Source organism: Sphingobium fluviale, assembly GCF_004122115.1.
Taxonomy (GTDB): domain Bacteria; phylum Pseudomonadota; class Alphaproteobacteria; order Sphingomonadales; family Sphingomonadaceae; genus Sphingobium; species Sphingobium fluviale.
The window spans coordinates 292,267-319,186 of record NZ_SBKP01000002.1; the positions used below are offsets into that span (position 1 = coordinate 292,267).

26 protein-coding genes and 1 tRNA gene are annotated in these 26,920 nt (G+C 60.0%); 23 read left to right on the plus strand and 4 right to left on the minus strand.

The features are described 5' to 3' along the window. Position 1: 1 nt before the first annotated feature. The 4 genes from EQG66_RS03895 (at position 2) to EQG66_RS03910 (ending at position 4,270) form a co-directional block, all read left to right on the plus strand. Positions 2-661: a CoA transferase subunit B gene (locus EQG66_RS03895; RefSeq protein ID WP_129403213.1), complete on the plus strand. Its 660-nt coding sequence runs from the start codon at positions 2-4 to the stop codon at positions 659-661. Between the two features lie 334 nt (positions 662-995). Beyond that, complete coding sequence (gene acnA, locus EQG66_RS03900; protein ID WP_129403214.1) at positions 996-3,668, plus strand: aconitate hydratase AcnA; 2,673 nt, start codon at positions 996-998, stop codon at positions 3,666-3,668. A gap of 76 nt (positions 3,669-3,744) precedes the next feature. Beyond that, positions 3,745-3,996, plus strand: a complete 252-nt coding sequence (locus EQG66_RS03905; protein ID WP_129403215.1) for a CBU_0592 family membrane protein — start codon at positions 3,745-3,747, stop codon at positions 3,994-3,996. 10 nt (positions 3,997-4,006) lie between these two features. Continuing rightward, on the plus strand, positions 4,007-4,270 hold the full coding sequence (locus EQG66_RS03910) for a CBU_0592 family membrane protein (protein WP_129403216.1): 264 nt from the start codon (positions 4,007-4,009) through the stop codon (positions 4,268-4,270). 1 nt (position 4,271) lies between these two features. On the opposite strand, the gene EQG66_RS03915 is transcribed toward EQG66_RS03910, so the two are convergent. Both EQG66_RS03915 and EQG66_RS03920 read right to left on the minus strand, forming a co-directional pair. Next, complete coding sequence (locus EQG66_RS03915; RefSeq protein ID WP_129403217.1) at positions 4,272-4,466, minus strand: YgaP family membrane protein; 195 nt, start codon at positions 4,464-4,466, stop codon at positions 4,272-4,274. 85 nt (positions 4,467-4,551) lie between these two features. Then, the gene (locus EQG66_RS03920) at positions 4,552-6,117 is read right to left on the minus strand and encodes a peptide chain release factor 3 (protein ID WP_129403218.1); all 1,566 of its coding nucleotides are present in this window, start codon (positions 6,115-6,117) and stop codon (positions 4,552-4,554) included. 231 nt (positions 6,118-6,348) lie between these two features. On the opposite strand from EQG66_RS03920, the gene EQG66_RS03925 reads away from it, so the two are divergent. Continuing rightward, a tRNA-Lys gene (locus EQG66_RS03925) sits at positions 6,349-6,424 on the plus strand. Positions 6,425-7,166: 742 nt separating this feature from the next. On the opposite strand, the gene EQG66_RS03935 is transcribed toward EQG66_RS03925, so the two are convergent. Continuing rightward, the gene (locus tag EQG66_RS03935; RefSeq protein ID WP_129403219.1) at positions 7,167-8,918 is read right to left on the minus strand and encodes a sigma-54-dependent Fis family transcriptional regulator; all 1,752 of its coding nucleotides are present in this window, start codon (positions 8,916-8,918) and stop codon (positions 7,167-7,169) included. 202 nt (positions 8,919-9,120) lie between these two features. Here EQG66_RS03935 and EQG66_RS03940 point away from each other — a divergent pair, with 202 nt between their 5' ends. Genes EQG66_RS03940 through pcaD form a run of 12 tightly spaced genes read left to right on the plus strand, consistent with a single transcriptional unit; the run spans position 9,121 to position 20,689 of the window. Then, a complete protein-coding gene (locus EQG66_RS03940; protein ID WP_129403220.1) occupies positions 9,121-11,616 on the plus strand; it encodes a TonB-dependent receptor in 2,496 nt (831 codons plus the stop codon). A 2-nt stretch (positions 11,617-11,618) separates the two neighbouring features. Next, positions 11,619-12,674 carry an aromatic ring-hydroxylating oxygenase subunit alpha gene (locus EQG66_RS03945; protein ID WP_129403221.1) on the plus strand — a complete coding sequence of 352 codons (1,056 nt, stop codon included), beginning with the start codon at positions 11,619-11,621 and terminating at the stop codon, positions 12,672-12,674. Further along, positions 12,671-13,630 carry a PDR/VanB family oxidoreductase gene (locus tag EQG66_RS03950; RefSeq protein ID WP_129403222.1) on the plus strand — a complete coding sequence of 320 codons (960 nt, stop codon included), beginning with the start codon at positions 12,671-12,673 and terminating at the stop codon, positions 13,628-13,630. The genes EQG66_RS03945 and EQG66_RS03950 overlap by 4 nt, the downstream gene beginning before the upstream one ends. 15 nt (positions 13,631-13,645) lie before the next feature. After that, positions 13,646-14,710: an aromatic ring-hydroxylating oxygenase subunit alpha gene (locus EQG66_RS03955; RefSeq protein WP_129403223.1), complete on the plus strand. Its 1,065-nt coding sequence runs from the start codon at positions 13,646-13,648 to the stop codon at positions 14,708-14,710. Next, complete coding sequence (locus EQG66_RS03960; protein WP_129403224.1) at positions 14,711-15,880, plus strand: muconate/chloromuconate family cycloisomerase; 1,170 nt, start codon at positions 14,711-14,713, stop codon at positions 15,878-15,880. A gap of 2 nt (positions 15,881-15,882) precedes the next feature. Then, positions 15,883-16,173: a muconolactone Delta-isomerase gene (gene catC / locus EQG66_RS03965; RefSeq protein ID WP_129403225.1), complete on the plus strand. Its 291-nt coding sequence runs from the start codon at positions 15,883-15,885 to the stop codon at positions 16,171-16,173. 22 nt (positions 16,174-16,195) lie between these two features. After that, positions 16,196-17,086, plus strand: a complete 891-nt coding sequence (locus tag EQG66_RS03970) for a dioxygenase family protein (protein ID WP_129403226.1) — start codon at positions 16,196-16,198, stop codon at positions 17,084-17,086. Further along, on the plus strand, positions 17,079-17,330 hold the full coding sequence (locus EQG66_RS03975) for a hypothetical protein (RefSeq protein WP_129403227.1): 252 nt from the start codon (positions 17,079-17,081) through the stop codon (positions 17,328-17,330). The genes EQG66_RS03970 and EQG66_RS03975 overlap by 8 nt, the downstream gene beginning before the upstream one ends. Beyond that, a complete protein-coding gene (locus tag EQG66_RS03980; protein WP_129403228.1) occupies positions 17,327-18,040 on the plus strand; it encodes a CoA transferase subunit A in 714 nt (237 codons plus the stop codon). Before EQG66_RS03975 ends, EQG66_RS03980 begins: the two co-directional genes overlap by 4 nt. Further along, entirely contained in the window at positions 18,037-18,687 is a 651-nt protein-coding gene (locus EQG66_RS03985; RefSeq protein ID WP_129403229.1) for a 3-oxoacid CoA-transferase subunit B, read from the plus strand. Before EQG66_RS03980 ends, EQG66_RS03985 begins: the two co-directional genes overlap by 4 nt. Beyond that, entirely contained in the window at positions 18,684-19,886 is a 1,203-nt protein-coding gene (gene pcaF, locus EQG66_RS03990; RefSeq protein ID WP_129403230.1) for a 3-oxoadipyl-CoA thiolase, read from the plus strand. The genes EQG66_RS03985 and pcaF overlap by 4 nt, the downstream gene beginning before the upstream one ends. After that, the gene (gene pcaD / locus EQG66_RS03995; RefSeq protein ID WP_129403231.1) at positions 19,883-20,689 is read left to right on the plus strand and encodes a 3-oxoadipate enol-lactonase; all 807 of its coding nucleotides are present in this window, start codon (positions 19,883-19,885) and stop codon (positions 20,687-20,689) included. The genes pcaF and pcaD overlap by 4 nt, the downstream gene beginning before the upstream one ends. Positions 20,690-20,786: 97 nt before the next feature. On the opposite strand, the gene EQG66_RS04000 is transcribed toward pcaD, so the two are convergent. Further along, positions 20,787-21,533 carry a helix-turn-helix transcriptional regulator gene (locus tag EQG66_RS04000; protein WP_129403232.1) on the minus strand — a complete coding sequence of 249 codons (747 nt, stop codon included), beginning with the start codon at positions 21,531-21,533 and terminating at the stop codon, positions 20,787-20,789. 108 nt (positions 21,534-21,641) lie between these two features. On the opposite strand from EQG66_RS04000, the gene EQG66_RS04005 reads away from it, so the two are divergent. The 6 genes from EQG66_RS04005 to maiA are packed head-to-tail and all read left to right on the plus strand — an operon-like array spanning position 21,642 to position 26,881. After that, positions 21,642-22,601 carry an MBL fold metallo-hydrolase gene (locus EQG66_RS04005; RefSeq protein ID WP_129403233.1) on the plus strand — a complete coding sequence of 320 codons (960 nt, stop codon included), beginning with the start codon at positions 21,642-21,644 and terminating at the stop codon, positions 22,599-22,601. Positions 22,602-22,607: 6 nt separating this feature from the next. Then, a complete protein-coding gene (locus tag EQG66_RS04010; protein WP_129403234.1) occupies positions 22,608-24,221 on the plus strand; it encodes an FAD-dependent oxidoreductase in 1,614 nt (537 codons plus the stop codon). Beyond that, positions 24,218-24,415, plus strand: a complete 198-nt coding sequence (locus EQG66_RS04015) for a DUF2783 domain-containing protein (RefSeq protein WP_129403235.1) — start codon at positions 24,218-24,220, stop codon at positions 24,413-24,415. The genes EQG66_RS04010 and EQG66_RS04015 overlap by 4 nt, the downstream gene beginning before the upstream one ends. Then, a complete protein-coding gene (locus tag EQG66_RS04020; protein ID WP_129403236.1) occupies positions 24,412-24,963 on the plus strand; it encodes a VOC family protein in 552 nt (183 codons plus the stop codon). Before EQG66_RS04015 ends, EQG66_RS04020 begins: the two co-directional genes overlap by 4 nt. Then, positions 24,960-26,243: a fumarylacetoacetase gene (gene fahA / locus EQG66_RS04025; protein ID WP_129403237.1), complete on the plus strand. Its 1,284-nt coding sequence runs from the start codon at positions 24,960-24,962 to the stop codon at positions 26,241-26,243. Before EQG66_RS04020 ends, fahA begins: the two co-directional genes overlap by 4 nt. Beyond that, positions 26,240-26,881 (plus strand): maleylacetoacetate isomerase, encoded by a 642-nt coding sequence (gene maiA, locus EQG66_RS04030; RefSeq protein ID WP_129403238.1) that lies wholly within the window; start codon positions 26,240-26,242, stop codon positions 26,879-26,881. Before fahA ends, maiA begins: the two co-directional genes overlap by 4 nt. Positions 26,882-26,920 lie beyond the last annotated feature (39 nt).

Genomic DNA, 26,920 nt, shown 5'->3' on the forward strand with positions numbered 1-26,920 from the left:
CATGACGACGCATGATGGCATCGCCAAGGGCTGGACCCGCGACCAGATGGCCGCCCGCGCGGCGCAGGAGCTGCAGGACGGCTTTTACGTCAACCTCGGCATCGGCATCCCGACACTGGTGGCGAACCATGTGCCCGAAGGCATGACGGTGACGCTGCAATCGGAAAACGGCATGCTGGGCATCGGCCCGTTCCCCTTTGAGGGCGAAGAAGACGCGGACCTCATCAACGCCGGCAAGCAGACGATCAGTGAATTGCCCCACTCCGCCTATTTCGACAGCGCGCAGAGCTTCGCGATGATCCGTGGTGGGCACATTGACCTCACCGTGCTGGGTGCGATGGAGATTTCCGAAACGGGAGACATCGCCAACTGGATGATCCCCGGCAAGATGATCAAGGGCATGGGCGGGGCGATGGATCTCGTTGCGGGCGTCAAGAAGATCATCGTGGTGATGGAGCATTGCGCCAAGGACGGCAGCCCCAAGTTCATTCCGGCCTGCACCCTGCCGCTTACCGGCAAGAATGTGGTGGATATGGTGATCACCGATCTTGCGGTGTTCGCGCGGCCCGATCACAACAGCCCGTTCAGGCTGATCGAGATGGCGCCCGGTGTCACGGCCGAGGACATCGCCGCCCGCACGACGGCCCATTATATCAGCTAGTTTCGCTCGGTCGAAGGCCGGGCACAAGAGCCTGCACGGGGTCGGGCCGCTCGAATGGGCGGCCCGACTTTTTCATGCCGGTTGCGCCTGGGCTGTACCGTGCGATTATATATCCGACTATAGTGGGTAAATGCCCGCCGCGCGTTGACTTTTGGCCTTTATCCGCTATCGCGCTGCAGCATCAGGTTAACCTGCTTTGACCGCCGGTTGATGGGCGGGGCGCATGGGCGAGCCGGGGGTACTGCAACATTGCCTGAACCCCTTGGCCGCGACTGCCTCACTCATCCTCCCCATCCGGCCCGGCCCAGGCACTTTTGCGAGGGAGCAACGCGCAATGACAGCAATCGGACAGGACTCTTTGGGCACGCGCCAGACGCTCAGCGTCGGCGGCAAGAACTACGCTATCTATTCGCTCAAGAAAGCGGCGGAAAAGCTGGGCGACGTTTCGCGCCTGCCCTTCAGCATGAAAGTCCTGCTCGAAAACCTGCTGCGCTTTGAGGACGGCGGCTTTACTGTGTCTACTTCCGATATTCAGGCGGTGGTTGACTGGCAGAAGAACCCCAGCGAATCATCGAACGAGATCCAGTATCGCCCCGCGCGCGTGCTGTTGCAGGACTTCACCGGCGTGCCCTGCGTGGTGGACCTCGCCGCCATGCGCGATGCGATCGCAAAGCTCGGCGGCGACACCAGCAAGATCAACCCGCTGGTGCCGGTCAACCTCGTGATCGACCACTCGGTGATGGTCGATGAGTTCGGCCACCCCAAGGCGTTCGAGCAGAATGTCGAGATCGAATATCAGCGCAACATGGAGCGCTATGACTTCCTGAAATGGGGCTCGAAGTCGCTCGCCAATTTCTATGCCGTGCCGCCAGGCACCGGCATCTGCCATCAGGTGAACCTTGAAAATATCGCGCAGACGGTGTGGACGAGCGCGGACGCCAGCGGCGAGATCGTCGCCTATCCCGATACCTGCGTCGGCACGGACAGCCACACCACCATGGTGAACGGCCTCGGCGTGCTCGGCTGGGGCGTGGGCGGCATCGAGGCGGAAGCGGCTATGCTTGGCCAGCCCGTATCCATGCTCATCCCCGAAGTCGTCGGCTTCAAGCTGACCGGCAGCCTCAAGGAAGGCGTCACCGCGACCGACCTGGTGCTGACCTGCACCAACATGCTGCGCAAGCATGGCGTGGTGGGCCGCTTCGTCGAATATTTTGGCCCCGGCCTTGCCGCCCTGACGCTGGCAGACCGCGCGACCCTCGCCAACATGGCGCCGGAATATGGCGCGACCTGCGGCTTCTTCGGCATTGACGACAAGACGCTGGACTATCTGCGCCTCACCGGCCGCGAGGAAGACCAGATCGCTTTGGTCGAGGCCTATGCCAAGGAGCAGGGCTTCTGGATCGACCCGGCCATCGAGCCGATCTTCTCCTCCACGCTGGAGCTGGACCTCGGCACCGTGGTGCCCTCGCTCGCCGGGCCGAAGCGCCCGCAGGACCGGGTGGACCTGACGGAAGTGGACGACGTGTTCGCCAAGGACATGGCCGAGACATACAAGAAGGCCAACGCGCGTGTGCCGGTCGACGGCAAGGACTTCACCATCGGCGACGGCGACGTGATGATTGCCGCGATCACGAGCTGCACCAACACGTCGAACCCCGGTGTGCTGGTCGCCGCAGGGCTGGTCGCCAAGAAAGCGGACGAGCTGGGCCTCAAGCCCAAGCCCTGGGTCAAGACTTCGCTGGCGCCCGGTAGCCAAGTCGTCACCGACTATCTGAACAAGGCGGGCCTTCAGACCCACCTCGACAATGTCGGCTTCAACCTCGTCGGCTATGGCTGCACCACCTGCATCGGCAACTCCGGTCCGCTGGCGGACCCGATCAGCAAGGCGATCAACGACAATGGCCTCGTCGCCGCCGCCGTGATCTCCGGCAACCGCAACTTCGAGGGCCGCGTTTCGCCGGATGTGCGCGCGAACTTCCTCGCCAGCCCGCCGCTGGTCGTCGCCTACGCGCTCAAGGGCACGGTGATCGAGGATTTCACCACGACGCCGATCGGGCAGGGCAAGGATGGGCAGGACGTGTACCTCAAGGACATCTGGCCGACCAACGACGAGGTCTATTCGACGATGGCGGGCTGCATGGACCGCGCGATGTTCCAGGCGCGCTATGCCGATGTCTACAAGGGCGATGCGCATTGGCAGGCGATCAACGTCACCGGCTCGGAAACATACCAGTGGCGCGCTGGCTCCACCTATGTCGCGAACCCGCCCTATTTCGAGGGTATGAGCATGACACCCGCCCCGGTGCAGGACATCGTCGGCGCCAAGCCGCTCGCGATTCTGGGCGATTCGATCACCACCGACCACATCTCGCCTGCCGGCAACATCAAGGCCGACAGCCCCGCCGGCAAGTGGCTGATGGAGCATCAGGTCAGCAAGGCAGATTTCAACAGCTATGGCGCGCGGCGCGGCCATCATGAAGTGATGATGCGCGGCACCTTCGCCAATATCCGTATCAAGAACGAGATGGTGCCCGGCATCGAAGGCGGCATGAGCCGCTATGGCGATGAGGTCGCGCCCATTTATGACGTGGCGATGAAGCACAAGGCTGACGGTACGCCGATGGTCGTCGTTGCGGGCAAGGAATATGGCACCGGCTCCAGCCGTGACTGGGCGGCGAAGGGCACCAACCTGCTCGGCGTGCGCGCGGTGATCGTGGAGAGCTTCGAGCGCATCCACCGCTCCAACCTCGTCGGCATGGGCGTTTTGCCGCTGCAGTTCAAGAACGGCGAGACGCGCGAGAGCCTTGGCCTTACCGGCGACGACACGTTCACGATCACCGGCGTGGCCGATCTTCAGCCGCGGCAGGACGTTACTGTCGTCGTGACGCGCAAAGACGGCAGCGTCTTCACCTTTACCGCGCTGTGCCGCATCGATACGGCGAACGAGGTGGAATATTTCCGCAACGGCGGCATCCTGCACTATGTGCTGCGCAAACTGGCTTCATAAGCCAGTAAGGCGTTATGACTGATGCAAGTGGCGGGGCGAGGCTTGGCTTCCCCCGCCATTTTCATGGAGAGGGTGCATGACAGCCATTTTTATAGAAGCTGCGGGCTGGATCGGCGCGATCTGCGTTTTCACGGCCTATGTGCTGCTTTCCACGGGCAGGCTCACCAGCCAGTCCGCGTCCTTCCATATCCTCAACATGATCGGTGCGGCGGGGTTCGTCATCAATACCTGGGCGCATGGTGCGATCCCGTCGATGGCCCTCAATATTGTCTGGGCGGGCGTGGGTGCCTATGCACTGTTCAGGATCATCCGCAACCACCAGCGTTGAAGGGGGCGCAATGTCAGTTCTGATCGAGGCGATAGGCTGGGGTGGTGCCAGCCTTATCCTCAGCGCCTATGTCGCCAACTCCAATGGCTGGCTTAACCGGCAGGACTGGCGCTATCAGCTCCTGAACCTCGTTGGCGCTTGCTCCTTCGTCCTTTATACGGCTGCGCACAGCACTTGGGCCACGATGACGCTGAACGGCATCTGGGCCTGCGTCGCGGCGGTGGCGCTGGTCCGCATTGTGCGCGGCGGGGGGCGCAACGTTTCGGAAAAATAGCCTATTTCTTCAACGGGCAGGTGCTCAGGCCGATCAGGCTGTAGAGCGGGCAGGTGCCAAACAGCCCGGTAAGCAGCGGCACCACGCCGATCCACCCCCACGGCACCAGCTTGCCGCTGACAGCCAGCGCAATCAGCACCACCCCCAGAATGATCCGCAGTACGCGGTCTATACCCCCGACATTGGTCTTGAACATATTCGTTCTCCTTCCTGCCGCGAGGGTAGAAAGGTGCTGACGCCGCGCAATGATCTGGGTCAAGAGCGAGGATGGCGTGCCCCGCCTATCGCTCCTTGGTGGCGCTGAACTTCACCTCAGGGTTGCGCTCCTGCTGATAGCCGACATCCCACGCCGATTTCGCGAGGAATACCGGGTTGCCGTCGCGGTCTTTCGCGAGGCTGGAGCGGTTGATGTCGGTAAAGCCCTTGAGCGCCGCGTCACTGCCGGAAAGCCAGCGTGCGGTGTCATAGGGCGAGGCTTCGAGCACCGCCTCGACCTTATACTCCGCCTCCAGCCGCGAGATCAGCACTTCAAGCTGGAGTTGCCCGACAACACCGACGATCCACTGGCTGCCGATTTCCGGATAGAAGACCTGGATCACGCCCTCTTCGCTGAGGTCATCGAGCGCTTTCCTCAGTTGCTTGGTCTTGGTGGGGTCTTTCAAGGCAACGCGGCGTAATATTTCCGGCGCGAAATTGGGTAGGCCGGTGATGCGGACATCCGCCTTTTCGCTGAGCGTATCCCCCACGCGCAGTGTGCCGTGATTGGGGATGCCGATGATGTCGCCCGGATAGGCCTCGTCCGCCAGTTCCCGGTCCTGCGCGAAGAAGAGGATAGGGGAGTGCACCGCCATCGGCTTGCCACTGCCCGATGGGGTGAGCTTCATGCCGCGCTTGAACCTGCCCGAGCACAGCCTCATGAAAGCGATGCGATCCCGGTGCTGCGGGTCCATGTTCGCCTGCACCTTGAAGATGAAGCCGGTCACGTCCGGGCGCTCCGGCGAGATCGCTTCCGGCTCGGCGGGCTGTTCGCGCGGGGGCGGGGCGTAGGCCGAGAGGGCATCGAGCAGTTCCGTAACGCCAAAGAGTTTGAGCGCGGAGCCGAAATAGACGGGCGTCAGATCACCATGGCGATAGGCGGCGAGATCGAAGCTGGTATAGCCCCCCTGCGCCAGCTCGCCTTCCTCGCGCAGTCTGGCGAGGCCATCGGCGGAGAGCGCCCCTGCCAGCCCCGCATCCTCCAGCCCGGAAAATGTCGCCGCCTTGCCTTCAAACTCTTTCGATGCCCCCGTCGGCTGGCGCAGCGTGCCGCTCGCGAAATCGAAAATGCCTTCGAACTGGCCGCCCATGCCGACCGGCCAGCTCATCGGGCAGACATCGAGCGCGAGCGCGTCCGCAACCTCGTCGAGCAGATCGAACGGATCGCGCCCCTCGCGGTCCACCTTGTTGACGAAGGTGACGATCGGCACGTTGCGCAGGCGGCACACCTCGAACAGCTTGCGTGTCTGCGGCTCTATGCCCTTGGCCGCGTCTATTACCATAACCGCGCTGTCCACCGCCGTGAGTGTGCGGTAGGTATCCTCCGAGAAATCCTCGTGGCCCGGCGTATCGAGCAGGTTGAACACAATGCCGCCGCGCTCGAAGGTCATCACCGAGGACGTGACTGAGATGCCGCGCTGCTGCTCAATCTTCATCCAGTCAGATCGCGCACGCCGGTTTGCCCCGCGCGCCTTCACCTCGCCTGCAAGATGGATCGCTCCGCCCTCCAGAAGAAGCTTTTCGGTGAGCGTGGTCTTGCCCGCATCGGGGTGAGAGATGATGGCGAAGGTGCGCCGTGAGGGAATAGTCATCGCGCGCGCATAGAGCGAGCAGGGTGGGTTTATCAACGCATTTCGATGCGCGCGGCCAGCCAGCATAGGGCGCGCGCTGTCTGCTTCGCCCCCTTGTCTGTGGGGCGGGGCATCGGCGATGGGAATTTGGAGATATGCGCTATTTCCCGTTTGCAATGCGTCGCCTCCCATGCTACCGGCCCCGCCTCGGCAGCATACCACCGCCGAAGTGCAGGCCTTTACGCCGCATACGGACGCATAGCTCAGTTGGTAGAGCAGCTGACTCTTAATCAGCGGGTCCTAGGTTCGAGCCCTAGTGCGTCCACCATTTTCTTACCGTATTATCAGTCACTTACGCCGAGGCCGGCAACAAGCTTGAGCCTCGGGCGCTGCGAGCTGTGACCATTTTTGTGACCTGGACTTTCCAGCTTTTCTGCGGCGTTAGACATTCTCGTGTCCGTTACACGATTAATCAGCGGGTCTGCGACCGGAAACCAGCTGATCGGCCAAGGGCTGGAGATGCTTCACCGACATAGTCAGTTCTGCTCACCATGAACTCGACAAGGCCCCTGCCTTGGACTTCCAGGCGGACATGATCGCCCGGTGCCAGTGCTTCGGCTGCCGTCGCGCCACCTGCAGGGGTCGCGATGCCGGGCAAATCCCTCTTCAGAATGAAGGCATTTCGGGTTCGACGCGGGGGTGAACGTAGCGGGTGAAATCAGGTGTCGTCCGATGGTGTATCGTCGGCACGCCGATCCTCGGCCTCCCAGACGATTCTGATAGATATGGGATTTAGCTCCTTTCGGCGTCACGCGAACGCCAAATCCGGCTAAATGGTCATCCCACAGAAACACATCGCGGTGCTGCGCCTCTATCGTATCCACCGCGCGGGTGGTGATCCTTTTTGACGCCATGAGAACCCTCCATGTACGTACCGGGTAAGCACCGGTAACTTGGGCGAGCTGTGTTTCAATGGCCCCCGGTCATGGCGGAACGCTAATAATAACATTTTTAGGGCGCTATACACACCATCGTCCAATGGCAGCCATCCCATGATCAATCTCGCAAAACTAAGTCTGTTTCTTCCTCAGCCAATAATTGAGTTGAGATCTGCTCATCCCAATCGTTTGGGCGGCTTTTGTTACATTTCCTCCACAGCTCTTTAGAGCTGCGGTAACCAGACTTTCCAGCAAGTCCTCATGCGAAAGGCCAGTATTCAGCATTTTGGCGCCAAAATCCTCTTCCGGGCCTCGCCTGACCTGCGTCATAAGAAATGTCCAAAAGGGATCTTGCGCTTCGTTGAGCTCGTTCGTTGCACGCATCAACGAGTTCGCGCTCATAGTCAGATGATGGATGCCAACCAGCTCGTTGTCATTCGCTAGAATAATACCACGCTCGATGAGGTTTTCCATTTCCCGGATGTTGCCCGGCCAGTGATAGTCATGGAGGTAACGGACCACGTCCTCGTCGAATCCTAGTCCCGACTTTCGATGCCGCGCCGAGAGTTTTTGCAGGAAATGATTGGCCAGCAAAGGAATGTCGGCTCGTCGCTCCCTCAATGGCGGAATATGGATCGGAAAGGTGTTGAGGCGATGGAAGAGATCGGCTCGGAACGCACCCTTCTCTACTTCCGCCCAGAGGTCTGCATTGGTTGCGGCAATCAACCTTACGTCCGCAGCGATCGTGCGCCCGCCGCCGACCCGCTCGAATTCCGATTCTTGAAGTACGCGCAGCAACTTGCCTTGCGCAGCGAAGGAAAGAGTGCCGATTTCGTCGAGGAAAAGCGTGCCTCCCTGAGCGCGTTCAAACCGACCGGGCCGCGAAGAGTGGGCACCGGTGAATGCCCCCTTCTCGACACCGAACAACTCGGATTCAATTAGCGTTTCAGGAATGGCCGCACAATTTACGGCCACCATCGGTTCTGCTGCCCTGCGGCTGCGCTTATGCAGCTCGCGCGCGAACACTTCCTTGCCGACCCCGCTCTCGCCCAGGAAAAGGACGGGTGCGTCTGTCTGCGCCACCTTGTCAACCAGATGGAGCACGACATTGAAGCCTGATGAAGCGCCCACCATCGAACGGCTTCCGATCAACAGATCTTCGTCCGGCGGAATTTGGTCGGACGCCGCATTGACCGGCCGCCGACTATAACCTTCCGCACGAAACCATTTGAGTTCAGCTTCCGCATCGTCCCATTCTTCGGCGGGTTTGCCGATGAGGAAGCAGCGCTCGTGCCCCATTGCCACACATTGCATTTCACGAAAGATCATCGGGCGACCAAAAAACGCAGACGTGTACCCGGACGCATAGCCCACCTGCTGCCAACCGCCGGGGTGAGGGCCCAAGCCCATTTCATGGACATGCGCATGGCACTCGGCAGAGTTGTGCCAGATATATTCGCTGTAAAACCGGCCTGTTCGGCGGTCCGCTTCAAAAACCAGTGGTTCGACCTTGACCGATCCTTTCAAGGCATGAAGCTGGGGACCAACGGTAAAGATGTCGAACAGGCTGTCATCCTTTCGCAGCTCCAGCGCCAGTTCGGCATCGGCCGCGCCGACGCTGTAGCCGATGCGGGACATTACGCCCCGTGCCCGTTCGTAGCCCAAGGCGGACACCATCTCACGGCGCATGATCGCTAGACCGAGGTTATCGGTCAGCACCATCCTGCGACCGTTTAGGTGAATTTCGGCCTTGTCGGGTTCGAAGCGGAAGGTTTCGTACAGGTCATCCAGTGAGGGTTCACCATGTACCTGAAAGACTTCAGCTAGGCTGCGGCGGTGCTGCTCAGCCTTATGGGCGCGCGCGCCACTGTTTTGCCTAGCCATAGCCGCGGTACTCCCTGTGTTCGATTTTGATCGATGACACTATAGCCGACCGTTTGATTTCAAACAATCACATGAATTTTCAGCAAGGCGCTACATCGCGGTGTGTATTAAATAACTGATATTTATAGTGTTTTCGAAATTGGCACAGAGCTTGCTCAGCGGATGGTGCCAAAGTGCAAAAAAATAACCGAGGAGAGGGATAATGAAATCAGGGCTACTGCTCATCACTTCATCGACGCTGGCGTTTACCGCAGTGCCTTCGGCACATGCCCAGATGCAGGCGGAAGCGCCACAAGGAGAAACGGCGCAGTCTTTCGGTATCGAAGAAATCGTTGTGACGGCGCAAAAGCGCGCGCAGAATGTCCAGGACGTACCGATTGCCATCTCGGCTTTTGCCGGTGACTCCCTCAAAGAGCGCGCCGTCGCGAACGTATCCAGCCTTTCGAATATCTCTCCTAACGTGACGCTCGACGCGGGTTCTCCCTTCTCTGGTTCGTCGTCCGTCCTTTCTGCCTATGTCCGCGGGATTGGCCAAAGTGACTTCGCAGCCAACTTCGATCCGGGTGTGGGCGTCTACCTCGACGGAGTCTATCTGGCACGTACCGTCGGCGCCAACCTGGATCTGCCCGACGTACAGCGCATCGAGGTGCTGAAGGGTCCGCAGGGCACGCTCTTCGGCCGAAACACGATCGGAGGTGCGATTTCGATCGTTACGCGCGACCCCGGCAAGGAATTCTCGTTCCGCGGAGACGTGACGACCGGACGGTATAACCGCCTTGATATCAATGCCAGCGTCGACTTGCCTGTCAGCGACAATCTCGCTCTGGCGTTAACAGGTTCGTCACGCAACCGGGATGGCTATCTGAAGCGTATACCCTTTCCTGGCGCGAACAATTACATCAACGATCCCGACCTGGCATTCCGCTCGAACGGTATTGACCGCTCTTCCCATGAAGGCGGGCAGAGCCAGTGGTCATTGCGCGGCAAGGCCTATTGGACCCCGACCGATAGGCTGACCATACGCCTGACGGGCGATTATCTGCACGAGGATCAGCAGGGTACTGCCAACACCATTGCAAAAACCACCGCCAGTGATCCCTCTACACTTGGGTTCCTGTATAACACATGCATTAACACGCCTTCCGCTGTTCTAAGTACGATTGGCCTTGGCAACCTGTGCGCCTCGCGCGGCACGCCGCTCAATCCGTCAGAGCTCATCGGTTCGATCGCCGGTGTCAATGTCGATGGCGACCCGACTAATGACCGCCTTACCTACGACGACCGGTTCATTCCACCGAGCAAGGACACAAGCTACGCGACCGGGATCAACTTCTCGCGCATGACCGCCTGGGGCATAGCCACAACGCTGGATTACAAACTAAACGACAATTTTGCGTTGAAATCGATCACCGGATATCGCGATCTCGATTGGGGGACGGGTTTGGATGCAGACGGCTCGCCTGTTCGGCTGCTGGAATTCTCGTTCGGGCTGACGAACTGGCAGTTCAGCCAGGAACTGCAACTGACCGGACAATTGCTGAACGACCGACTGAAGTTCGTGATCGGGGGATATTATTTCAAGGAGCACAGCAAGCTCAATGACTATGTTACGTTCGATCAGGGCATATTCGAAATCTTCGGGCCGAACGATCTCAAGACCAAGAATTTTGCCTTTTTCGGACAGGCTGATTTCGAACTTAACGACCTGATCTCGTTCACGCTCGGCGGCCGTTACACCGAAGAAAACAAGTCGTTCCTTGGCGGACAGACCGATCTCAACGGCTTTTATTACAAGATTTCGGGATGCACGACCTACGGCGATCCGTGCAGCAGCACGCTGGGTTTCCCGGATCCCAACCAGCCGCTGCGCTTTTTCGTGGATCAACGGCAGAAACGTAAATTCACCAACTTCGCGCCGAAACTCGGTGTGCAGCTGCATCCCACCCGCGACGTGATGGTCTATGGGTCCTGGTCCAAGGGCTATAAGACCGGCGGATGGACGACACGACTGTCTGCACCGCTCAACTTCGCGCCAAAATTCAATCCGGAAAAAGCCGAAAGTTTCGAAGTCGGCGTAAAGTCGCAATTGTTTGACCGCCGGCTTCAGATCAACGCAGCGGCATTCACAACCAAGTACCGGGATATTCAGCTGAACTTCCAGCTTGGCATTTCGCCTACCATTCAAAATGCCGGAGATGCGCGGATCAAGGGGTTTGAAGTGGAGGTCGTCGCCGCTCCCATTCCCGGCCTGACCGTAAACAGTTCCGTCGGCTATACGGACGCGTATTACACCGACGTGCTGGTCGGGGCTGCGGTCGCACCGAACCCGATACAAGCCGGTGTCTATGTGGGCGCGCCGTTGCCCAAGACGCCCAAGCTTAAGTTCAACGTCAGCCCGCGCTATGAATATAAGCTGCCCGGCGGCGGATCGCTGATTGCTCTGGTGGACTACACCCGGACGAGCAGCGTCTGGAACGATACGGAGCGTGCCTATCTGCTGCGCCGTCCGGCCAGCGACACGCTCAACGCCAGCCTCAGTTACAAAGCGGCTTCTGGCAACTGGACCGCCACCGTGGGCGGGACCAACCTGACCAACGATCGCTATTATGTAACCGGAAACGTGCAGGCGGCCGGTGTCATCTTCGGCACCTACAATCGCCCGGTCGAATGGTACGCGCGTCTCGGCGTGGAGTTCTGACGATGGCCGAGGCTTTCCTTAAAAATGCATGGTACTGCGCCGGGTGGCGGGATGATGTCGGCCTCGGTCAGAAGGATCTCGTCGCCCGGCGGATCGCGGGTGAAAGCTTGCTGCTATACCGCACGGCGGAAGGCGGGCTGGTGGCGATGGAGGACAGATGTCCCCATCGCTCCGCTCCTCTCTCGCTCGGAAGAAAAGAGGGTGACGCCGTTCGTTGCATGTATCACGGCATGCTGTTCGGGCCGGATGGCGCGTGCCGTCATGTGCCGGGAATGGACAAGATCCCGCCCGGTGCCGATGTGCCTACTTATGCCGTATGTGAGAAGGACGGCTGGATCTGGGTCTGGATGGGAGACCCGGCGTCCGCCGACCGGACGCTGATCTGCGACGCTTATGATCCCCATGATCCGACCCTGACCCTGCGGACAAATAGTATTCGGATCGACACCAACTATCGTCAGGAAATCGCCAATCTGGCAGACTTGAGCCATATCTCATGGGTTCATGACGAGACCTTCGGCGGGACGGACCGGTGGGGATACATCAGGCCGCGCCACAGCCGAAACCCGCGCGGGATCGAGACAAAATATGTCGTGCGGAATATCCCCGCACCCAGATTCGCGAAGCATCTGTTTCCCGCAGACGCTCGCTTCGACATTCAGGTTCATGTCCGCCTCAGCGTGCCGTGCAATTTTATTCTCAACTTCCGCATCCATCAGGCAGACGGCGAAACATCGGGCGATGCCAGAGGCAAGGTCTTGCTCGACACGTACACGTCCCAGGCTGTTACGCCGCGCGACGAGAACTCCCTCGACTATTATTTCTCCTGGGGGACCAGCAAAGAAACCGAGTTCCCTGGTGTAGTCGACCTGATGTACCGCACCAACTACGAGGCCTTTCTCGAAGACAAGCGTATCCTTGAGGGGCAGCGCCAGCGTCAGCTTGAATATCCCGGCGCGCCGGAAATCGACATCGTCCACGATGCCGGACCGGCGCAGATGTTGTGGGTGCTCGACAAGCTTCTGGCCGAGGAAAGTGGCGCCGGGGCGGCAGCATGAACGACTGGATTCGTGTGCGTATTACCGAGCGGCGGATGGAGACCGACGACGTTGCCGCGTTCGTCCTCGAACCCGCTCTTGGCGCTGCACTGCCCGCCTATGAAGCCGGTGCCCATATTGACGTAAAATTACCCAACGGGCTCATCCGCCAATATTCGCTGTGCGGCACGCCGGACCGGTCCGGCCGATACGAAATCGGCGTCCTGTGCGATGCCTCAGGGCGCGGTGGATCGATCTGCATGCATGAAAATGTGCGGCTGGACGATCAGATCGAAATAAGTCCGCCCCGAAACCTTTTCCCGTTGGCGAGTATGCAGGAGCGCGCGCTTCTTTTCGCGGGGGGCATCGGCGTGACGCCCATATTGGCGATGGCCCAGCAATTGGCACGCCTGGGGACCAATTTCGCCATGCACTATTGCGCGCGCAGCACCAGCCGTGCGGCGTTTCGCGAGCGGATCGCTGTATCCCCCTTTGCGGATAGGGTGACATTCCATTTCGATGATCAGCCCGAAACAGTCATGGATGCCAAGGCACTGCTCGCCTCACCGGAAGCAGGAACCCACCTTTATGTCTGCGGGCCCAGCGGGTTCATGGATCATATACTGAACACGGCGCGGGCAGCGGGGTGGGCAGAAAGCAACATTCACTATGAGCATTTTTCTGCGCCAGCGGGCGGTGCAAACGGACAGGACGGTTTTGAGATCGAAGTCGCAGACGACGGCACGATCATACCCGTGGCGCAAGGGCAGACGGCACTTGAAGCGCTGAGGAGTGCAGGCTTCGATATCCCCGCGTCGTGCGAGCAGGGGATCTGCGGAGCCTGCATTACAACTGTCGTCGACGGTATTCCCGATCACCGCGACATGTACCTATCGGTCGCAGAGCAAGAGGCAAACGATTGCTTCACTCCCTGTTGCTCGCGCGCGCTGACCCCCCGGCTGACCATCAAAATTTAGATAAGAGAGGCGACCATGACGGTTCGAGATCATTTCCTTAAGAAGGCTTGGTATGCTGCGGCTCTTTCGAGCGAGATAGAAGGCACGGCACTGTTCCCCCGCAAGATACTCGGCACATCGGTGCTGATCTATCGATTGGAAGATGGCACCGCTGTCGCTGTGCATGATCGCTGCCCCCACCGCTTTGCCCCTCTTAGCCTAGGCAAACGTATTGGCGACGAAGTGGCCTGCCCCTATCACGCGCTGCGTTTCAATGCGCAGGGCCAGTGCACCCATAATCCGCACGGTTCCGGGCATATCCCCCAGGCGGCGAAGGTCGCCAGTTTCCCTATTGTCGAGAGATACGGCTTCCTGTGGATCTGGATGGATGAAACGGAACCGGACCTGTCCCTCTTGCCGGACTATTCGCCGCTTGAGAATGGACCCGACACGGCAATCGGCTGGACATACATGAACCTGCCGGTGAACTATGAGCTGATTATCGACAATGTTATGGACCTCAGCCACATCGACCATGTCCATGGTGAGATCATCACCACGCGCGGCAAGCTGTCGCCTATAGTCCCGCAAATCCGTGAAACTGACAAAACCGTGTCGGCGCGCTGGGAATGGTCGCAGCAGCCGGCGATGATGATTTTTGCGTCGTTTCTTCCACAGCCAGACGCGGAAGCGCGGCAATATTTCGACATCACCTGGAGCGCGCCAGCCAATATTCAGCTGACCGTTGCGGCCACGCAGGAGCCGGTGGGATTCGCCAACGCGGTCGATCAATATGATCTGCATACCTGCACGCCTGCGGACGAGTTCAACACCCATTATTTTTTCGCCACACGGCGCAATCATGTCGAGAACGACGCGGAGTACAACGCGCAGAAGATAGCTGGCATGCACGCGGCCTTTGAAGACGAGGACGGCCCGCTGGTGAAGGCGGTGCAGGATGAGATGGGCAGCGCGGACTTCTTCTCGCTTAATCCGGTGTTGATGTCGAATGACGTTGCGCCGGTGAAGGTGCGCAAATTGCTCGATAAGATGATCCGCGAAGAGCGGATCGCGTCCGCAAACGCGCCGACGACCAAATAGATGACTGACTCTGTTCGCATAGAGCGGATCGAGGCCATTCTGGTCGACGTCCCGACCATTCGCCCACATGTGCTCTCGGTTGCGACCCTGAAAGCGCAAACCATGGTGATTGTGCGCCTCTACTGCGCCGACGGCATTATCGGCCTGGGCGAAGCGACCACCATCGGCGGTCTCGCTTACGGAGAGGAAAGCCCGGAAGGTATCAAGCTGGCGATCGATACCTATCTGGCGCCGCAGATCATTGGCATGGATGCAAATCGTCCCGCAAAAGCAATGGCTGCTGCACAGGCAGTGGCCGTTGGCAACCGGTTCGCCAAATCGGCGCTGGAAATGGCGCTGTTCGACGCGCTAGGCATCCGCCGCGGACTGCCCTTGAGCGAACTCTTGGGTGGCAGGCTGCGCGACCATCTCCCCGTGTTGTGGACGCTGGCGAGCGGCGACACCAAAACGGACATAGCCGAGGCCGAGGCCATGGTCGCGGCGCGGCGACACAAAACGTTCAAGCTGAAGATCGGTAAGCGGCCCCTGAAAGACGATGTTGACCATGTCGCCGCAATCAAGCGGGCGCTGGGCGATGACGTGTCGATCCGTGTCGATGTGAATCAGGCGTGGGACGAACCCACTGCCAAGCGCGGCATTGCCATGCTTGCTGATGCGGGCTGCGACTTGGTCGAGCAGCCAATAGCCCTGAATAACCGGGCGGGAATGGCGCGCTTGCGGGCCAGTGCCACCATCGCGATCATGGCCGACGAGGCATTGCACGGGCCGACAGACGCCTATGCCTTTGCATCCGAGGGCGCCGCAGACGTGCTGGCGGTCAAGATATCGCAGGCTGGCGGGCTGCGGGCGGCGCGCGCGATGGGAGAAATAGCCGATGCTGCGGGTGTAGCATTGTATGGCGGCACGATGCTGGAAGGCCCAGTGGGCACCGCCGCGGCGGCGCATCTGTTTTCGACGTTTCCGTCTCTCGCGTTCGGGACGGAGCAGTTTGGACCGCTGTTACTCACGGAAGAGCTCCTAGCCGAGCCTCTGAGCTATTGCGACTTCGGTATGGCTGTGCCGGAAGGGCCGGGGCTGGGGATCGCACTGGACGACGCCACGCTGACCCGGTTCCGGCGCGACGGTCCAAACCGGACCGTCCGCCCGGCCCCTCGCGCAGCAGGAGGCTGAGCATGCTTTTCCACGTTACGATGAATGTCCGCATCCCCCATGATGCTGATCCCCGTCATATCGAGGCGCTAAAGGCACAAGAAAAGGCACGCTGTGCCGACCTGATGGCCGCCGGGGTCTGGCGCCATATCTGGCGGGTAGCAGGACAGTATAAAAACCGCTCGATCTTTGACGTGCCCGACAACGCGGCTCTGCATGAGATTTTGATGGGCCTGCCCCTCTTCCCGTTCATGGAGATCGAGGTGGAGGCGCTCTGCCGTCACCCATCTTCGATCCGCGACGACGACAGCTAGCAATTTTATTTGGAGAGAGATGATGAACACTGATTTTGTGAACAGTCAGGCCATTCAGGAACTGCTCGACCGGGCAAGTGGCGCGGATGCTGAGGGCGGTGACACGCGTCTCAAGGCAATAACGCGCGATCTGCTGGAGGCGATCATGACCGTTATCGTCAAATATGACGTGGATGAGAGTGAATTCTGGAACGCAATTGGCTTTTTCCAGAAGGGGGTCGGTGAATTTGGCCTTATCGTTCCGGGAGTGGGCCTCGAACATTTCATGGACTTGGTGATGGATGCACGCGACACTGAAGCGGGCCTGACCGGCGGCACCCCGCGCACGATCGAGGGGCCGCTCTATGTTGAGGGGGCTCCTTTAGTCGAAGGCGACGTTGATCTATCAACCGATCCCGACGACACTGATACTCTTTACATGACTGGCGAGGTTAAGGGGCCGGACGGGGAAGCCGTGACGAACGCTATCCTGCATGTCTGGCATGCCAACTCGAAGGGCTTCTACTCGCATTTTGATCCGACTGGTGCGCAAACTCCGTTCAACAATCGTCGCCGCATAAAATTGGGCACCGACGGGCGTTATGCATTTCACTCCAAAATGCCATCCGGGTACAGCGTCCCCCCGCAGGGCGCTACCGAGCGGCTGATGCATGCCCTCGGGCGGCACGGAAACCGGCCCGCGCATGTTCATTTCTTCATCGAGGCGCCCGGCTATCGCACGCTGACGACACAGATCAACTTTGGCGACGATCCCTTTGCCAAGGATGATTTTGCTTTCGGTACAAGGGAAGGGCTGTTGCCCGTTCCCAATCGCCAGGGAAGCAGCGCTGTCATCGCGTTCGATTTCTACCTTCAGCGCGCCCACGCGGCGCGAGACGAAGCTTTCTCCAGTCGGGTCCGCACCAATGCCTGAGCATGCAAGCCATCTTCCCGGCACAGGCCGCTCGGCGGGTGAAGAGCCGCCAAAAGGGTTTTCCATTGCGGGGGAATGCACAGTCGCCAAGCTGCTGGAGAAGGTTGGCGCGAAGACGGACGAGGATCTGAATGATCGTTTCGGCATCAGTTACAACACTTGGCGCAAGCTAATCGCGGGCAAACCGGTTCGGCTGGCTTTGTTGTCACGGCTGGAGCGACGCCTGGGTCTGGACGAAGCATGATCGGAAAGATTTACGCCTCCCCTGCAAAGGCGCTGAATGGATTGCTGTTCGACGGTATGACGATCATGTCTGGCGGGTTCGGACTTTCTGGCAACCCGGAAAGCCTTATCCCCGAAATCCGGGCGTCGGGGGTAACGGGCCTCACCGTTATTTCCAATAATGCCGGAGCCGACGGCTTCGGCTTATGGATGCTCTTGGAAACCCGGCAAATCGCCAGGATGATCAGCTCTTATGTCGGCGAGAACAAACTGTTTGAAAGTCAGTACCTGTCTGGGGAACTGCAACTCGAACTGAACCCCCAAGGCACGCTCGCCGAACGCATCCGGGCCGGGGGGGCTGGTATCCCGGCATTCTACACAAAAACCGGCGTGGGCACGGTGGTCGCTGAAGGCAAACCAACAGAAGTCTTTGAGGGCGAAGAGTATCTGCGAGAGACATGGTTGCGTGCCGATCTATCGATCATCAAGGCGTGGCGCGCCGATCCGTCTGGCAACCTGATGTTTCGCAAGACGGCTCGCAACTTCAATCCAGAAATGGCGACTGCTGGCAAAGTGACGGTTGCAGAGGTGGAGGAAATTGTGCCGGAGGGAACACTGGACCCTGATTGCATCCATACGCCGGGGATATATGTCGACCGCGTCCTGCTTTCGACGATCAACGAAAAGAGGATCGAAAAGCTGACCACGCGATCGCGGGAGCCTGCGACATGAGCTGGACTCGCGACGAAATGGCGGCCCGCGCGGCGCAGGAACTGAGAAACGGATATTATGTCAATCTGGGCATCGGCATACCGACGTTGGTAGCCAATCATGTTCCCGAAGGCATGCTTGTCACGCTCCAATCGGAAAACGGCATGCTCGGCATCGGCCCGTTTCCGTTCGAGGATGAGGTGGATCCTGATCTTATCAATGCAGGCAAACAGACGGTGACGGCTCTGCCTACTTCCAGCTTTTTCTCATCGGCCGACAGCTTTGCAATGATCCGGGGCGGGCATATCGACATGGCAGTGCTGGGAGCGATGGAGGTGTCCGCCGATGGCGACCTCGCCAACTGGACCATTCCGGGCAAGATGGTGAAGGGTATGGGCGGTGCAATGGACCTCGTCGCCGGGGTAAAGCACGTTGTCGTCGTTATGGAGCATGTCTCGAAAAATGGGGCGCCCAAGATTCTCAACGAGTGCACGCTGCCGTTGACTGGTCGCAGCGTGGTTGACCTCATTATCACCGATCTGGCGGTGATAGCTGTTAACCGCAAGGTCGGAGGATTGACGCTTGTCGAGACGGCTCCCGGAGTCACTGTGGCCGAGGTTGTCGCCAAGACGGAAGCGAAGATCGTTGTTCCGGTATCCGTGCGATGAACAGAGCGTTTATCTGCGATGCGGTTCGCACCCCCATTGGCCGATACGGCGGAGCGCTCGCTGCGGTGCGGCCAGATGATCTGGCGGCCCACGCCATAAGGGCGCTGCTGGACCGCAATCCCGCAGTACCGGGCGAAGCGATCGATGAAGTGATCCTTGGTTGCGCCAATCAGGCGGGAGAAGACAACCGCAACGTCGCGCGCATGGCTGCGCTGCTGGCCGGCCTTCCGGTCGGTGTGTCAGGCAGCACGATAAACCGCCTCTGTGCGAGCGGTGCCGACGCTGTGGGTTCAGCTGCGCGCGCCATCGTCTGCGGCGAGGCCGATCTTGTGGTTGCGGGCGGGGTGGAAAGCATGACGCGGGCGCCCCTCGTGATGCCCAAAGCAGACAAGCCCTGGGCGCGCGTCACACAGGTGGAAGATACCACCATCGGCTGGCGCTTCGTCAACCCCCTGATGCGGGCGGCCCATGGCACGGATTCCATGCCGGAAACCGCGGAAAATGTTGCGCGGGAGTACGGCGTCTCGCGGGCAGACCAGGACGCATTTGCAATGCGTAGCCAGAACCGTGCAGCCCGCGCGCAAGCTGACGGATATTTTGCCGAAGAGCTTGTGCCCATTGTCGTCCGCGCTGGCAGAAAGGACGTTTTGGTGGACACGGACCAGCATCCGCGGCCGGATACTAGCTTGGAGACTCTGGCTAGCCTCACACCCATTGTATGTAGTGACGGAACAGTGACCGCCGGCAACTCTTCAGGCGTTAATGATGGCGCCGCCGCTCTGTTGATAGCATCCGAAGGTGCCATAGAACGCTATGGGCTGAACCCACAGGCGCGTATCGTCGGTATGGCCTGCGCTGGTGTGCCCCCCAGAACCATGGGTATTGGCCCCGTGGCGGCCACGCGTAAGTTACTCGGTCGCCTTGGCATGGTGATGGGCGATTTCGACCTGATTGAGATCAACGAAGCGTTTGCCAGTCAAGTTATCGCTTCACTCCGCTCGCTTGATGTCGACCCGATGGAGGAGCGCGTCAATCCCAATGGAGGCGCCATCGCGCTTGGCCATCCGCTTGGCATGTCGGGCGCTCGTCTCGCGATGACCGCCAGCCACATGCTCGTGAAAACCGGTGCCAGCACAGCGTTGGTATCCATGTGCGTCGGGGTAGGACAAGGGCTGTCACTTATATTGGAAAGAGCATGAACGAGGTGAAGTTTGCCGTCATGGGCGACGGGTGCAGAATAGCCTATCGCTTTGACGGCCCCGATGAAGCCCCCCTTGTGCTTCTGTCCAACTCACTGGGCACCGATATGGATATGTGGAAGCCGCAGGTGGAGGCATTACGCAGCTCGTTCCGCATGCTACGCTACGATTGCCGAGGTCACGGGGCATCAGATGTTCCGGAGGGTGCGTATTCGATCGATCGGCTGGGCCGTGATGTCATCGAGTTGCTGGACGCACTGGAAATCGCACGCATTGATTTCTGTGGACTCTCGCTTGGCGGAATGATTGGTCAGTGGCTGGGGTGGCGCGAACCGCACCGGCTGAGCCGACTGATCATCGCCAATTCTTCGCCCTACATGGGCCCGCCAGAAGCATGGGATCAGCGGATTGCTACAATCCAGCAGTCCGGCATGGATGCAATTGCCGATGCGATACTGGAGCGCTGGTTCACTGAAAAATTCCGCCGTTCGGACCGAGACATCATCTTTCGATTTCGCGAAACGCTTAGCAACACGCCGGTCAATGGCTATGCCGGGTGTTGCGCCGCGATCAGGGATATGGATCAACGCCGTGCGTTAGCTCTGATAAACGTTCCGACATTGGTCATCGGCGGACTGCTGGATCCTGCCACTCCGATGGAGCACACAAATACGCTTTGCGCATCCATCCCAAACGCCCGCATTGCGAAGCTGGAGGCAGCGCATCTCTCAAGCGTTGAATGTCCATCTGAGTTTTCCGACGCTCTAAAAGAGTTTTTGTCGTCGGATATCGAGGAGCCTTAAGTGTCCTCCGTCTCAAGCATGATGAAATGGCAAACATTTGACGATAGATAGTCTATCACTGGGTTCGTCAAAAAACTTACGGACAGGCGTTACATCGTCAGTGAAGGACCGACGGAACAAGTTCCATAGCCGAAGCAACACCTGTCTTCTGGTAGGCGCGCTGCCTGTATGTGAGCACAGTTCCGGCGGACACCGCCAGTTTTACAGCGATTTTGGACGCGGACCAGCCTATGATCGTGAGCGCACACACCTCTCGCTCGCGGTCCGACAAAGCGGGAAAGGACCGGCGCAGCCGTGCGTCGATGGTCTTAGCGGCGTTGTTGCGGTCCACTGGAGAATGTTGGCGCACCAGCGCGGCCAATGTAAGATTTGCGAGACTGGCGAGCTTGCCCAGAGCTTCACGGTCCGGTTCGTTCGCGGAATAGAAACTCGCCACCAGCACATAACCTTCGCCCCGCCAGCCGAAGGTCAGCTTTTCGGCAAACCCCGGCTCGGTGAAACAATGCAGCCGATAGTCATGGGGGATGATGCTACGGAGGGAAATGCGCTGGACGAAGCTGTCGCCCGGTGCAATCTCTCTGATATCGCGTACTGCTGGGTCATGCCTGTAAAAGCGGTTGGTATAGAGCGAAACCCGCTCCCTCACCCCGTCGAGAACGCTCTGCGAGACAAGAACATCCGGATCTCCGTCGTCGCGGACAATATACGCGAACACTTCGTCGATACCGGCAATCGATCTCGCGATTTCGAGAAGTGCGGTGCCAAATTCGTCCCTGTCCGCAGCGCCCACCAGTCGGGCGCTGGCCTCGGCATCCAAAGGGGAAAGTGCGCCAACTCGTCTCATCGAAGGCGATTATATTGTATATAGATCTATAGACAAGTGTGAAGATGAGGTCGGCTACCCTATTTTATCGAAACATCGAATTCTCGCTTATCTTGGAGATGGAACCTCATGGCCAAAGCTTTTGCATCATCAGCCGATCTGGGCGAAAAGAAGGAGACACTGGAGATCCTGGCCGATGGCGTCTATGCGCTGACGGCCGAGGGCGACCCCAATGTCGGCGCGATCGAGGGCGAAGATTTCCTAGTCTGCATCGAGGCGCGGGCAACTCCAGCGGCCGCGCGCGACTGGCTGGTGAAGCTGCGCGAGCACACCGACAAGCCGATCAAATATCTGGTCCTCACCCATTATCATGCGGTGCGCGTGCTGGGCGCGAGCGCCTTTGGCGCCGAGCAGATTATCGCAAGTGAAGCGACCCGCAAACTGATCGAGGAGCGGGGGAAACAGGACTGGGCTAGCGAGTTTGGCCGTATGCCCCGTCTGTTCAAGCAGCCCGACGAAATTCCGGGACTCACCTGGCCCACGCAGACATTCACCGATCATCATCGCATCGATCTGGGCGGGGACAGAGGGCATCTCGATCTTAAATTCTGCGGGCGGGGGCACACGGCGGGGGACATTGTCGTGTGGCACGAGAAGACCAAGACCCTGTTCGCCGGGGATCTCGTCGAGGCCGAGGCCGCGCTCTATACGGGTGACGCGTTCCATTTCGACTGGTCGTCGGGCACGCTTGATGCGGTGAAGGCGTTCCGCGCCGAAAATCTGGTGGGCGGGCGCGGTGCCGTCGCGAAGGGGCTGGACGCCACCGACAAGGCGATCGAACAGACGCGCGACTTCCTCAAGTCGATGATCGAGCACACCGGCGCGGTGCATCGGCGCGGCGGGACTCTCAAAGAAGCCTTCGAGGCGTGCCATGCCGCGCTTGAGCCGAAATTCGGGCGCTGGCCGATCTTCGAGCACTGCCTGCCTTTCGATGTCAAGCGCCTGTGGGACGAGATGGACGGCAAGGACTGGCCCGAAATCTGGACGATGGAGCTGGACCGGCAGGTCTGGGACCAGTTGCAGGGGTAAGGGCTGATGGGAGAGGCAAGCCCGGTACAGTGGCGCGAGAGGGTTCCCGTCTGGCGCGAAAGGCAGGCGTCGCCGCTTCCCGCCAGCGCGCCGCGTGAGAAGGCGCGGATCGTCATTGTCGGCACCGGCCCGGTTGGCCTTGCCCAGGCGATCGATCTGGGCCAGCGGGGGCATGATGTCGTAGTGCTGGGGCGGTTCGACTTCGTGCCGTTGGGATCGAAGGCAATCTGCTTTTCCAAGCGTTCGCTCGACATCCTCGACAGGCTGGGCGTCGGCGAGCGGGCGGTTGAGCGCGGTGTCATCTGGAATGTCGGCAAGGTGTTCTGGAAGGATGAGCGCGAACCGGTCTACCAGTTCGACATGCTGCCGGTGAAGCACCAGAAGATGCCGGGCTTTATCAACATTCAGCAATATTATCTTGAAGACATGTTGCTGGAGCGCATCGCCGAGCTCCCCAATATCGACATACGCTGGGGGCATGACGTAACGGGCGTCGAGCTGGGAAATGCCGACGCCGGCGTCGCGGTCGCCAGCGCGGCGGGTGATTACCATATTGATGCCGAATGGCTGATCGCCTGCGACGGCAACAAGAGCACCGTGCGCGATCTGCTGGGCCTCGATTTCGAGGGCCGGGTGTTCGAGGATAACTTCCTCATCGCCGACGTGAAGATGAAAGGTGAGCGTCCCTCCGAGCGCTGGTTCTGGTTCGACCCGCCGTTCAATCCGGGACAATCGGTATTGCTGCACAAGCAGCCGGACGATGTCTGGCGGATCGATTTCCAGCTTGGCTGGAACATCGACCGCGAAGCATGCGTCCGTCCGGAAAATGTCGATCCGCTGATCCGTGCGATGCTGGGGCCAGATGTCGACTATGAACCCGAATGGTATAGCGTATACACGTTCCAGTGCCGCCGCATGGAACGCTTCGTTCATGGCCGCGTACTCTTCGCGGGAGACAGCGCGCATCTGGTTTCGCCCTTTGGCGCGCGCGGATGCAATGGCGGCTTTGCCGACATCGACAATCTGGGCTGGAAGCTGGATCTGGTGCTGCGCGGGGAGGCCAACGCCGATTTGCTCGAAAGCTACAACGCCGAAGCCGTCACTACGGCGGACGAGAATATCCTCAACTCGACCCGCTCTACAGACTTTATCACACCCAAGAGCAAGGTAAGCGCTATATTCCGCGACGCGGTGCTGGAACTGGCCCGCGAATTTCCCTTTGCGCGCAGTTTCGTCAACTCCGGGCGCCTTTCCACCGCCGTGAGCTATCCTGCCGGTCCTCTCAACACGCCAGACTGCGACGACTGGAAGGGTAAGGGCGTTGCGCCTGGCTTTCCTGCACTGGACGCGCCATTGGGTGAGGGCTGGTTGCTGGAGCGGGTGGGGAAGGGTTTCGTTCTGCTGTGCAATGGCGATCCGGGCTTTACCGTGCCCGGTGTCGAGCTGCTCGATATTGCCGACGCCGGGAATATCGACCTGCTGATCGAACGCTATGGGCTTTCTCCGGGCGCGGCCACTCTGTTGCGCCCGGACCAATATGTCGCTGCGCGCTGGAAATCCCCTACGGAAGCGGCGGTGACAGAAGCACTGGCGCGCTCGAAAGGAGCAAGCGGCTCATGAAGCTGATTACCAGCCCGAACATCGCCGATGCAGATGGTATCTACCAACGGCTGATCGCGCTGCACCACGGACGCAGCGAAGAAGATAGCATGCGGGTAAACACGCGGCTAATCCTGCTGCTCATCAACCATATCGGCGACGAGCAAGCCGTGAACGAAGCCATAAGCCATGCCGGTGGCGAGGAGGAACAATGACTGCGCCTTTTGCCCTGAAACGCATTCACCATGTCGCCTATCGCTGTAATGATGCGAAGGAGACGGTCGAGTGGTATGCCCGCGTGCTGGGAATGACCTACACGACCGCCTTTGCAGAGGACAAGGTGCCATCGACGGGAGAGGACGACCCTTACATGCACGTGTTCCTCGATTGCGGCGGGGGCAATGTGCTGGCGTTTTTCGAGCTGCCGAACCAGCAGCCGATGGGTCGTGACCCAAATACGCCCGCCTGGGTGCAGCATCTGGCGTTCGCGGTGGAGGACGAGGCGGCCTTGCTGGCAGCGAAAGCACATATCGAGGGGCAGGGCATAGACGTGCTGGGGCCAACCTGGCATGGCATTTTCAAGTCGATCTATTTCTTCGATCCCAACGGGCACCGGGTGGAGCTGGCCTGCGACATCGGCACGGCCGAGCAATATACTGAGCTGCGGCGGGTCGCGCCCCTGATGCTGGAAGAGTGGAGCCAAACAAAGCGCGCGCCCCGCCATGCTGAATGGCTTCATCGCGAACCGGGAAAAGACCAATGATTGACCACACGCATGATCCCGCCGCTAAATCATGGGTTCCGGGCGCGGACGCGCATGCCGACTTTCCGGTGCAGAACCTGCCGCTGGGCGTGTTCTCTCCTGCGGGGGAGGGGCCGCGCATCGGCACTGCAATCGGCAACTACTGCCTAGACCTTACCGGACTGGCGCCGATGTTGCCGCTGGCGGTGCGTGAAGCACTGACGCTGCCGGTACTCAATCCACTCTTTGCGCTGCCGGGCGATGCGCGGTTGGCACTGCGCCATGCGCTCTTCGCGCTGCTCACGGACGAGGCGCACCAGAGCGCGGTTGAACCACATCTGTATTTGGCCGATGCATGCACGCTGCACCTGCCGTTCCATATCGGAGACTATACGGATTTTTACGTGGGCATCCACCACGCCACCAATATCGGCAGCCTGTTCCGTCCTGATAATCCGTTGCTGCCCAACTATAAGCATGTGCCGATCGGCTATCATGGCCGAGTATCCTCGGTGCGCCTGTCGGGCACACCGCTGGTGCGGCCCAAGGGACAGATCAAGGGGCCGAACGACCCCGCGCCGCGTTATGCACCCACACAGCGGCTCGACTTCGAGCTGGAGATGGGCGTTTGGATCGCGGGGAGAAACGCGCTGGGCGAGACCCAGCCAATTGCGCAGGCGTGGAACCGGATCGGCGGTCTGTGCCTCTTGAACGACTGGTCGGCGCGCGATGTGCAGGCATGGGAATATCAGCCCCTTGGGCCGTTCCTTGCCAAGAACTTCCTTACCAGCGTCTCGCCCTGGGTGGTGACGGCAGAGGCGCTTGCGCCCTTCCGGGTCGCACAGCCTGCTCGGCCCGAAGGCGACCCCGAACCGCTAGCCTATCTCGACGACCCAGTGGACCGGCAGTCCGGCGCGCTCGCCATCGCGCTCGAAGTGCGGCTTGCCAGCCGGGCAATGCGGGAGGCCGGGCAGGAGGGGATGCTGCTCAGCAAGGGCCAGGCGACATCGATGTATTGGACACTGGCGCAGATGGTCACGCACCATGCGTCCAACGGCTGCAACCTTGCGCCGGGCGACCTGCTCGGCACTGGCACCATATCTGGGCCCGCATCGGGCAGCGAGGGCAGTCTGATGGAGATCACCCGTAATGGTAAGCAGCCGGTCGCCTTGCCGACAGGCGAGAGACGTGCGTTTCTGGAGGATGGCGATGCCATCACCCTCATCGCACGGGCCGAGCGGCAAGGCTTTCGCAGCATCGGGTTCGGATCCTGCACGGGCGTGGTGGAACCCGCCCTGTGAACCTCGTATTGCACGACTATTGGCGATCGAGCGCGGCGTACCGGGTGCGCATCGCGCTCAATCTCAAGGGGTTGGATTACGCACAGATCTCCCACGACTTGCGCAAGGGGGCGCAGCGCGACCCTGCCTATGTCGCGCTCAACCCGCTGGGGCGCGTGCCGATGCTCGATGCCGATGGCCTGATGCTCACCCAGAGTCTGGCGATCATCGAATGGCTGGAGGAAACGCATCCCAAGCCTCCGCTTCTGCCCGGCACGGCCAACGAGCGCGCGATCGTGCGCGCCATGGCCCAGCTTGTCGCCTGCGACATCCACCCGCTCAACAATCTGGCAGTCCTTCAGACCCTGCGCCGCCGGTTTGATGCCGATGAGGAAGCGGTCAACGCCTGGATCGCTCACTGGATCGCTCAAGGGTTCGGTGCCCTTGAAACGATGATCGCCCGTCACGGTGGTACGTTTGCGTTCGGGGAGGCGCCTACGATGGCAGACTGTTGCGTGGTGCCGCAGCTTTATTCGGCCCGGCGTTTTGGCGTCGATCTGCGCAAGTTCCCGCGGATCGTTGCCGTGGGCGAGGCTTGCGCTGCGCTGCATACATTCGATGCGGCAGATCCGGCCCGTCAACCCGACGCAGATCCCTGAAGCATTTCGATACAGCAGGACTGGTCAATGAACGACAAG

What these genes read in the sequence shown, in the direction of transcription:
- EQG66_RS03895 (WP_129403213.1), top strand. Translation starts at nt 2, where the DNA reads ATGACGACGCATGATGGCATCGCCAAGGGCTGGACCCGCGACCAGATG.
- acnA (WP_129403214.1), top strand. Translation starts at nt 996, where the DNA reads ATGACAGCAATCGGACAGGACTCTTTGGGCACGCGCCAGACGCTCAGC.
- EQG66_RS03905 (WP_129403215.1), top strand. Translation starts at nt 3,745, where the DNA reads ATGACAGCCATTTTTATAGAAGCTGCGGGCTGGATCGGCGCGATCTGC.
- EQG66_RS03910 (WP_129403216.1), top strand. Translation starts at nt 4,007, where the DNA reads ATGTCAGTTCTGATCGAGGCGATAGGCTGGGGTGGTGCCAGCCTTATC.
- EQG66_RS03915 (WP_129403217.1), bottom strand. Translation starts at nt 4,466, where the DNA reads ATGTTCAAGACCAATGTCGGGGGTATAGACCGCGTACTGCGGATCATT.
- EQG66_RS03920 (WP_129403218.1), bottom strand. Translation starts at nt 6,117, where the DNA reads ATGACTATTCCCTCACGGCGCACCTTCGCCATCATCTCTCACCCCGAT.
- EQG66_RS03935 (WP_129403219.1), bottom strand. Translation starts at nt 8,918, where the DNA reads ATGGCTAGGCAAAACAGTGGCGCGCGCGCCCATAAGGCTGAGCAGCAC.
- EQG66_RS03940 (WP_129403220.1), top strand. Translation starts at nt 9,121, where the DNA reads ATGAAATCAGGGCTACTGCTCATCACTTCATCGACGCTGGCGTTTACC.
- EQG66_RS03945 (WP_129403221.1), top strand. Translation starts at nt 11,619, where the DNA reads ATGGCCGAGGCTTTCCTTAAAAATGCATGGTACTGCGCCGGGTGGCGG.
- EQG66_RS03950 (WP_129403222.1), top strand. Translation starts at nt 12,671, where the DNA reads ATGAACGACTGGATTCGTGTGCGTATTACCGAGCGGCGGATGGAGACC.
- EQG66_RS03955 (WP_129403223.1), top strand. Translation starts at nt 13,646, where the DNA reads ATGACGGTTCGAGATCATTTCCTTAAGAAGGCTTGGTATGCTGCGGCT.
- EQG66_RS03960 (WP_129403224.1), top strand. Translation starts at nt 14,711, where the DNA reads ATGACTGACTCTGTTCGCATAGAGCGGATCGAGGCCATTCTGGTCGAC.
- catC (WP_129403225.1), top strand. Translation starts at nt 15,883, where the DNA reads ATGCTTTTCCACGTTACGATGAATGTCCGCATCCCCCATGATGCTGAT.
- EQG66_RS03970 (WP_129403226.1), top strand. Translation starts at nt 16,196, where the DNA reads ATGAACACTGATTTTGTGAACAGTCAGGCCATTCAGGAACTGCTCGAC.
- EQG66_RS03975 (WP_129403227.1), top strand. Translation starts at nt 17,079, where the DNA reads ATGCCTGAGCATGCAAGCCATCTTCCCGGCACAGGCCGCTCGGCGGGT.
- EQG66_RS03980 (WP_129403228.1), top strand. Translation starts at nt 17,327, where the DNA reads ATGATCGGAAAGATTTACGCCTCCCCTGCAAAGGCGCTGAATGGATTG.
- EQG66_RS03985 (WP_129403229.1), top strand. Translation starts at nt 18,037, where the DNA reads ATGAGCTGGACTCGCGACGAAATGGCGGCCCGCGCGGCGCAGGAACTG.
- pcaF (WP_129403230.1), top strand. Translation starts at nt 18,684, where the DNA reads ATGAACAGAGCGTTTATCTGCGATGCGGTTCGCACCCCCATTGGCCGA.
- pcaD (WP_129403231.1), top strand. Translation starts at nt 19,883, where the DNA reads ATGAACGAGGTGAAGTTTGCCGTCATGGGCGACGGGTGCAGAATAGCC.
- EQG66_RS04000 (WP_129403232.1), bottom strand. Translation starts at nt 21,533, where the DNA reads ATGAGACGAGTTGGCGCACTTTCCCCTTTGGATGCCGAGGCCAGCGCC.
- EQG66_RS04005 (WP_129403233.1), top strand. Translation starts at nt 21,642, where the DNA reads ATGGCCAAAGCTTTTGCATCATCAGCCGATCTGGGCGAAAAGAAGGAG.
- EQG66_RS04010 (WP_129403234.1), top strand. Translation starts at nt 22,608, where the DNA reads ATGGGAGAGGCAAGCCCGGTACAGTGGCGCGAGAGGGTTCCCGTCTGG.
- EQG66_RS04015 (WP_129403235.1), top strand. Translation starts at nt 24,218, where the DNA reads ATGAAGCTGATTACCAGCCCGAACATCGCCGATGCAGATGGTATCTAC.
- EQG66_RS04020 (WP_129403236.1), top strand. Translation starts at nt 24,412, where the DNA reads ATGACTGCGCCTTTTGCCCTGAAACGCATTCACCATGTCGCCTATCGC.
- fahA (WP_129403237.1), top strand. Translation starts at nt 24,960, where the DNA reads ATGATTGACCACACGCATGATCCCGCCGCTAAATCATGGGTTCCGGGC.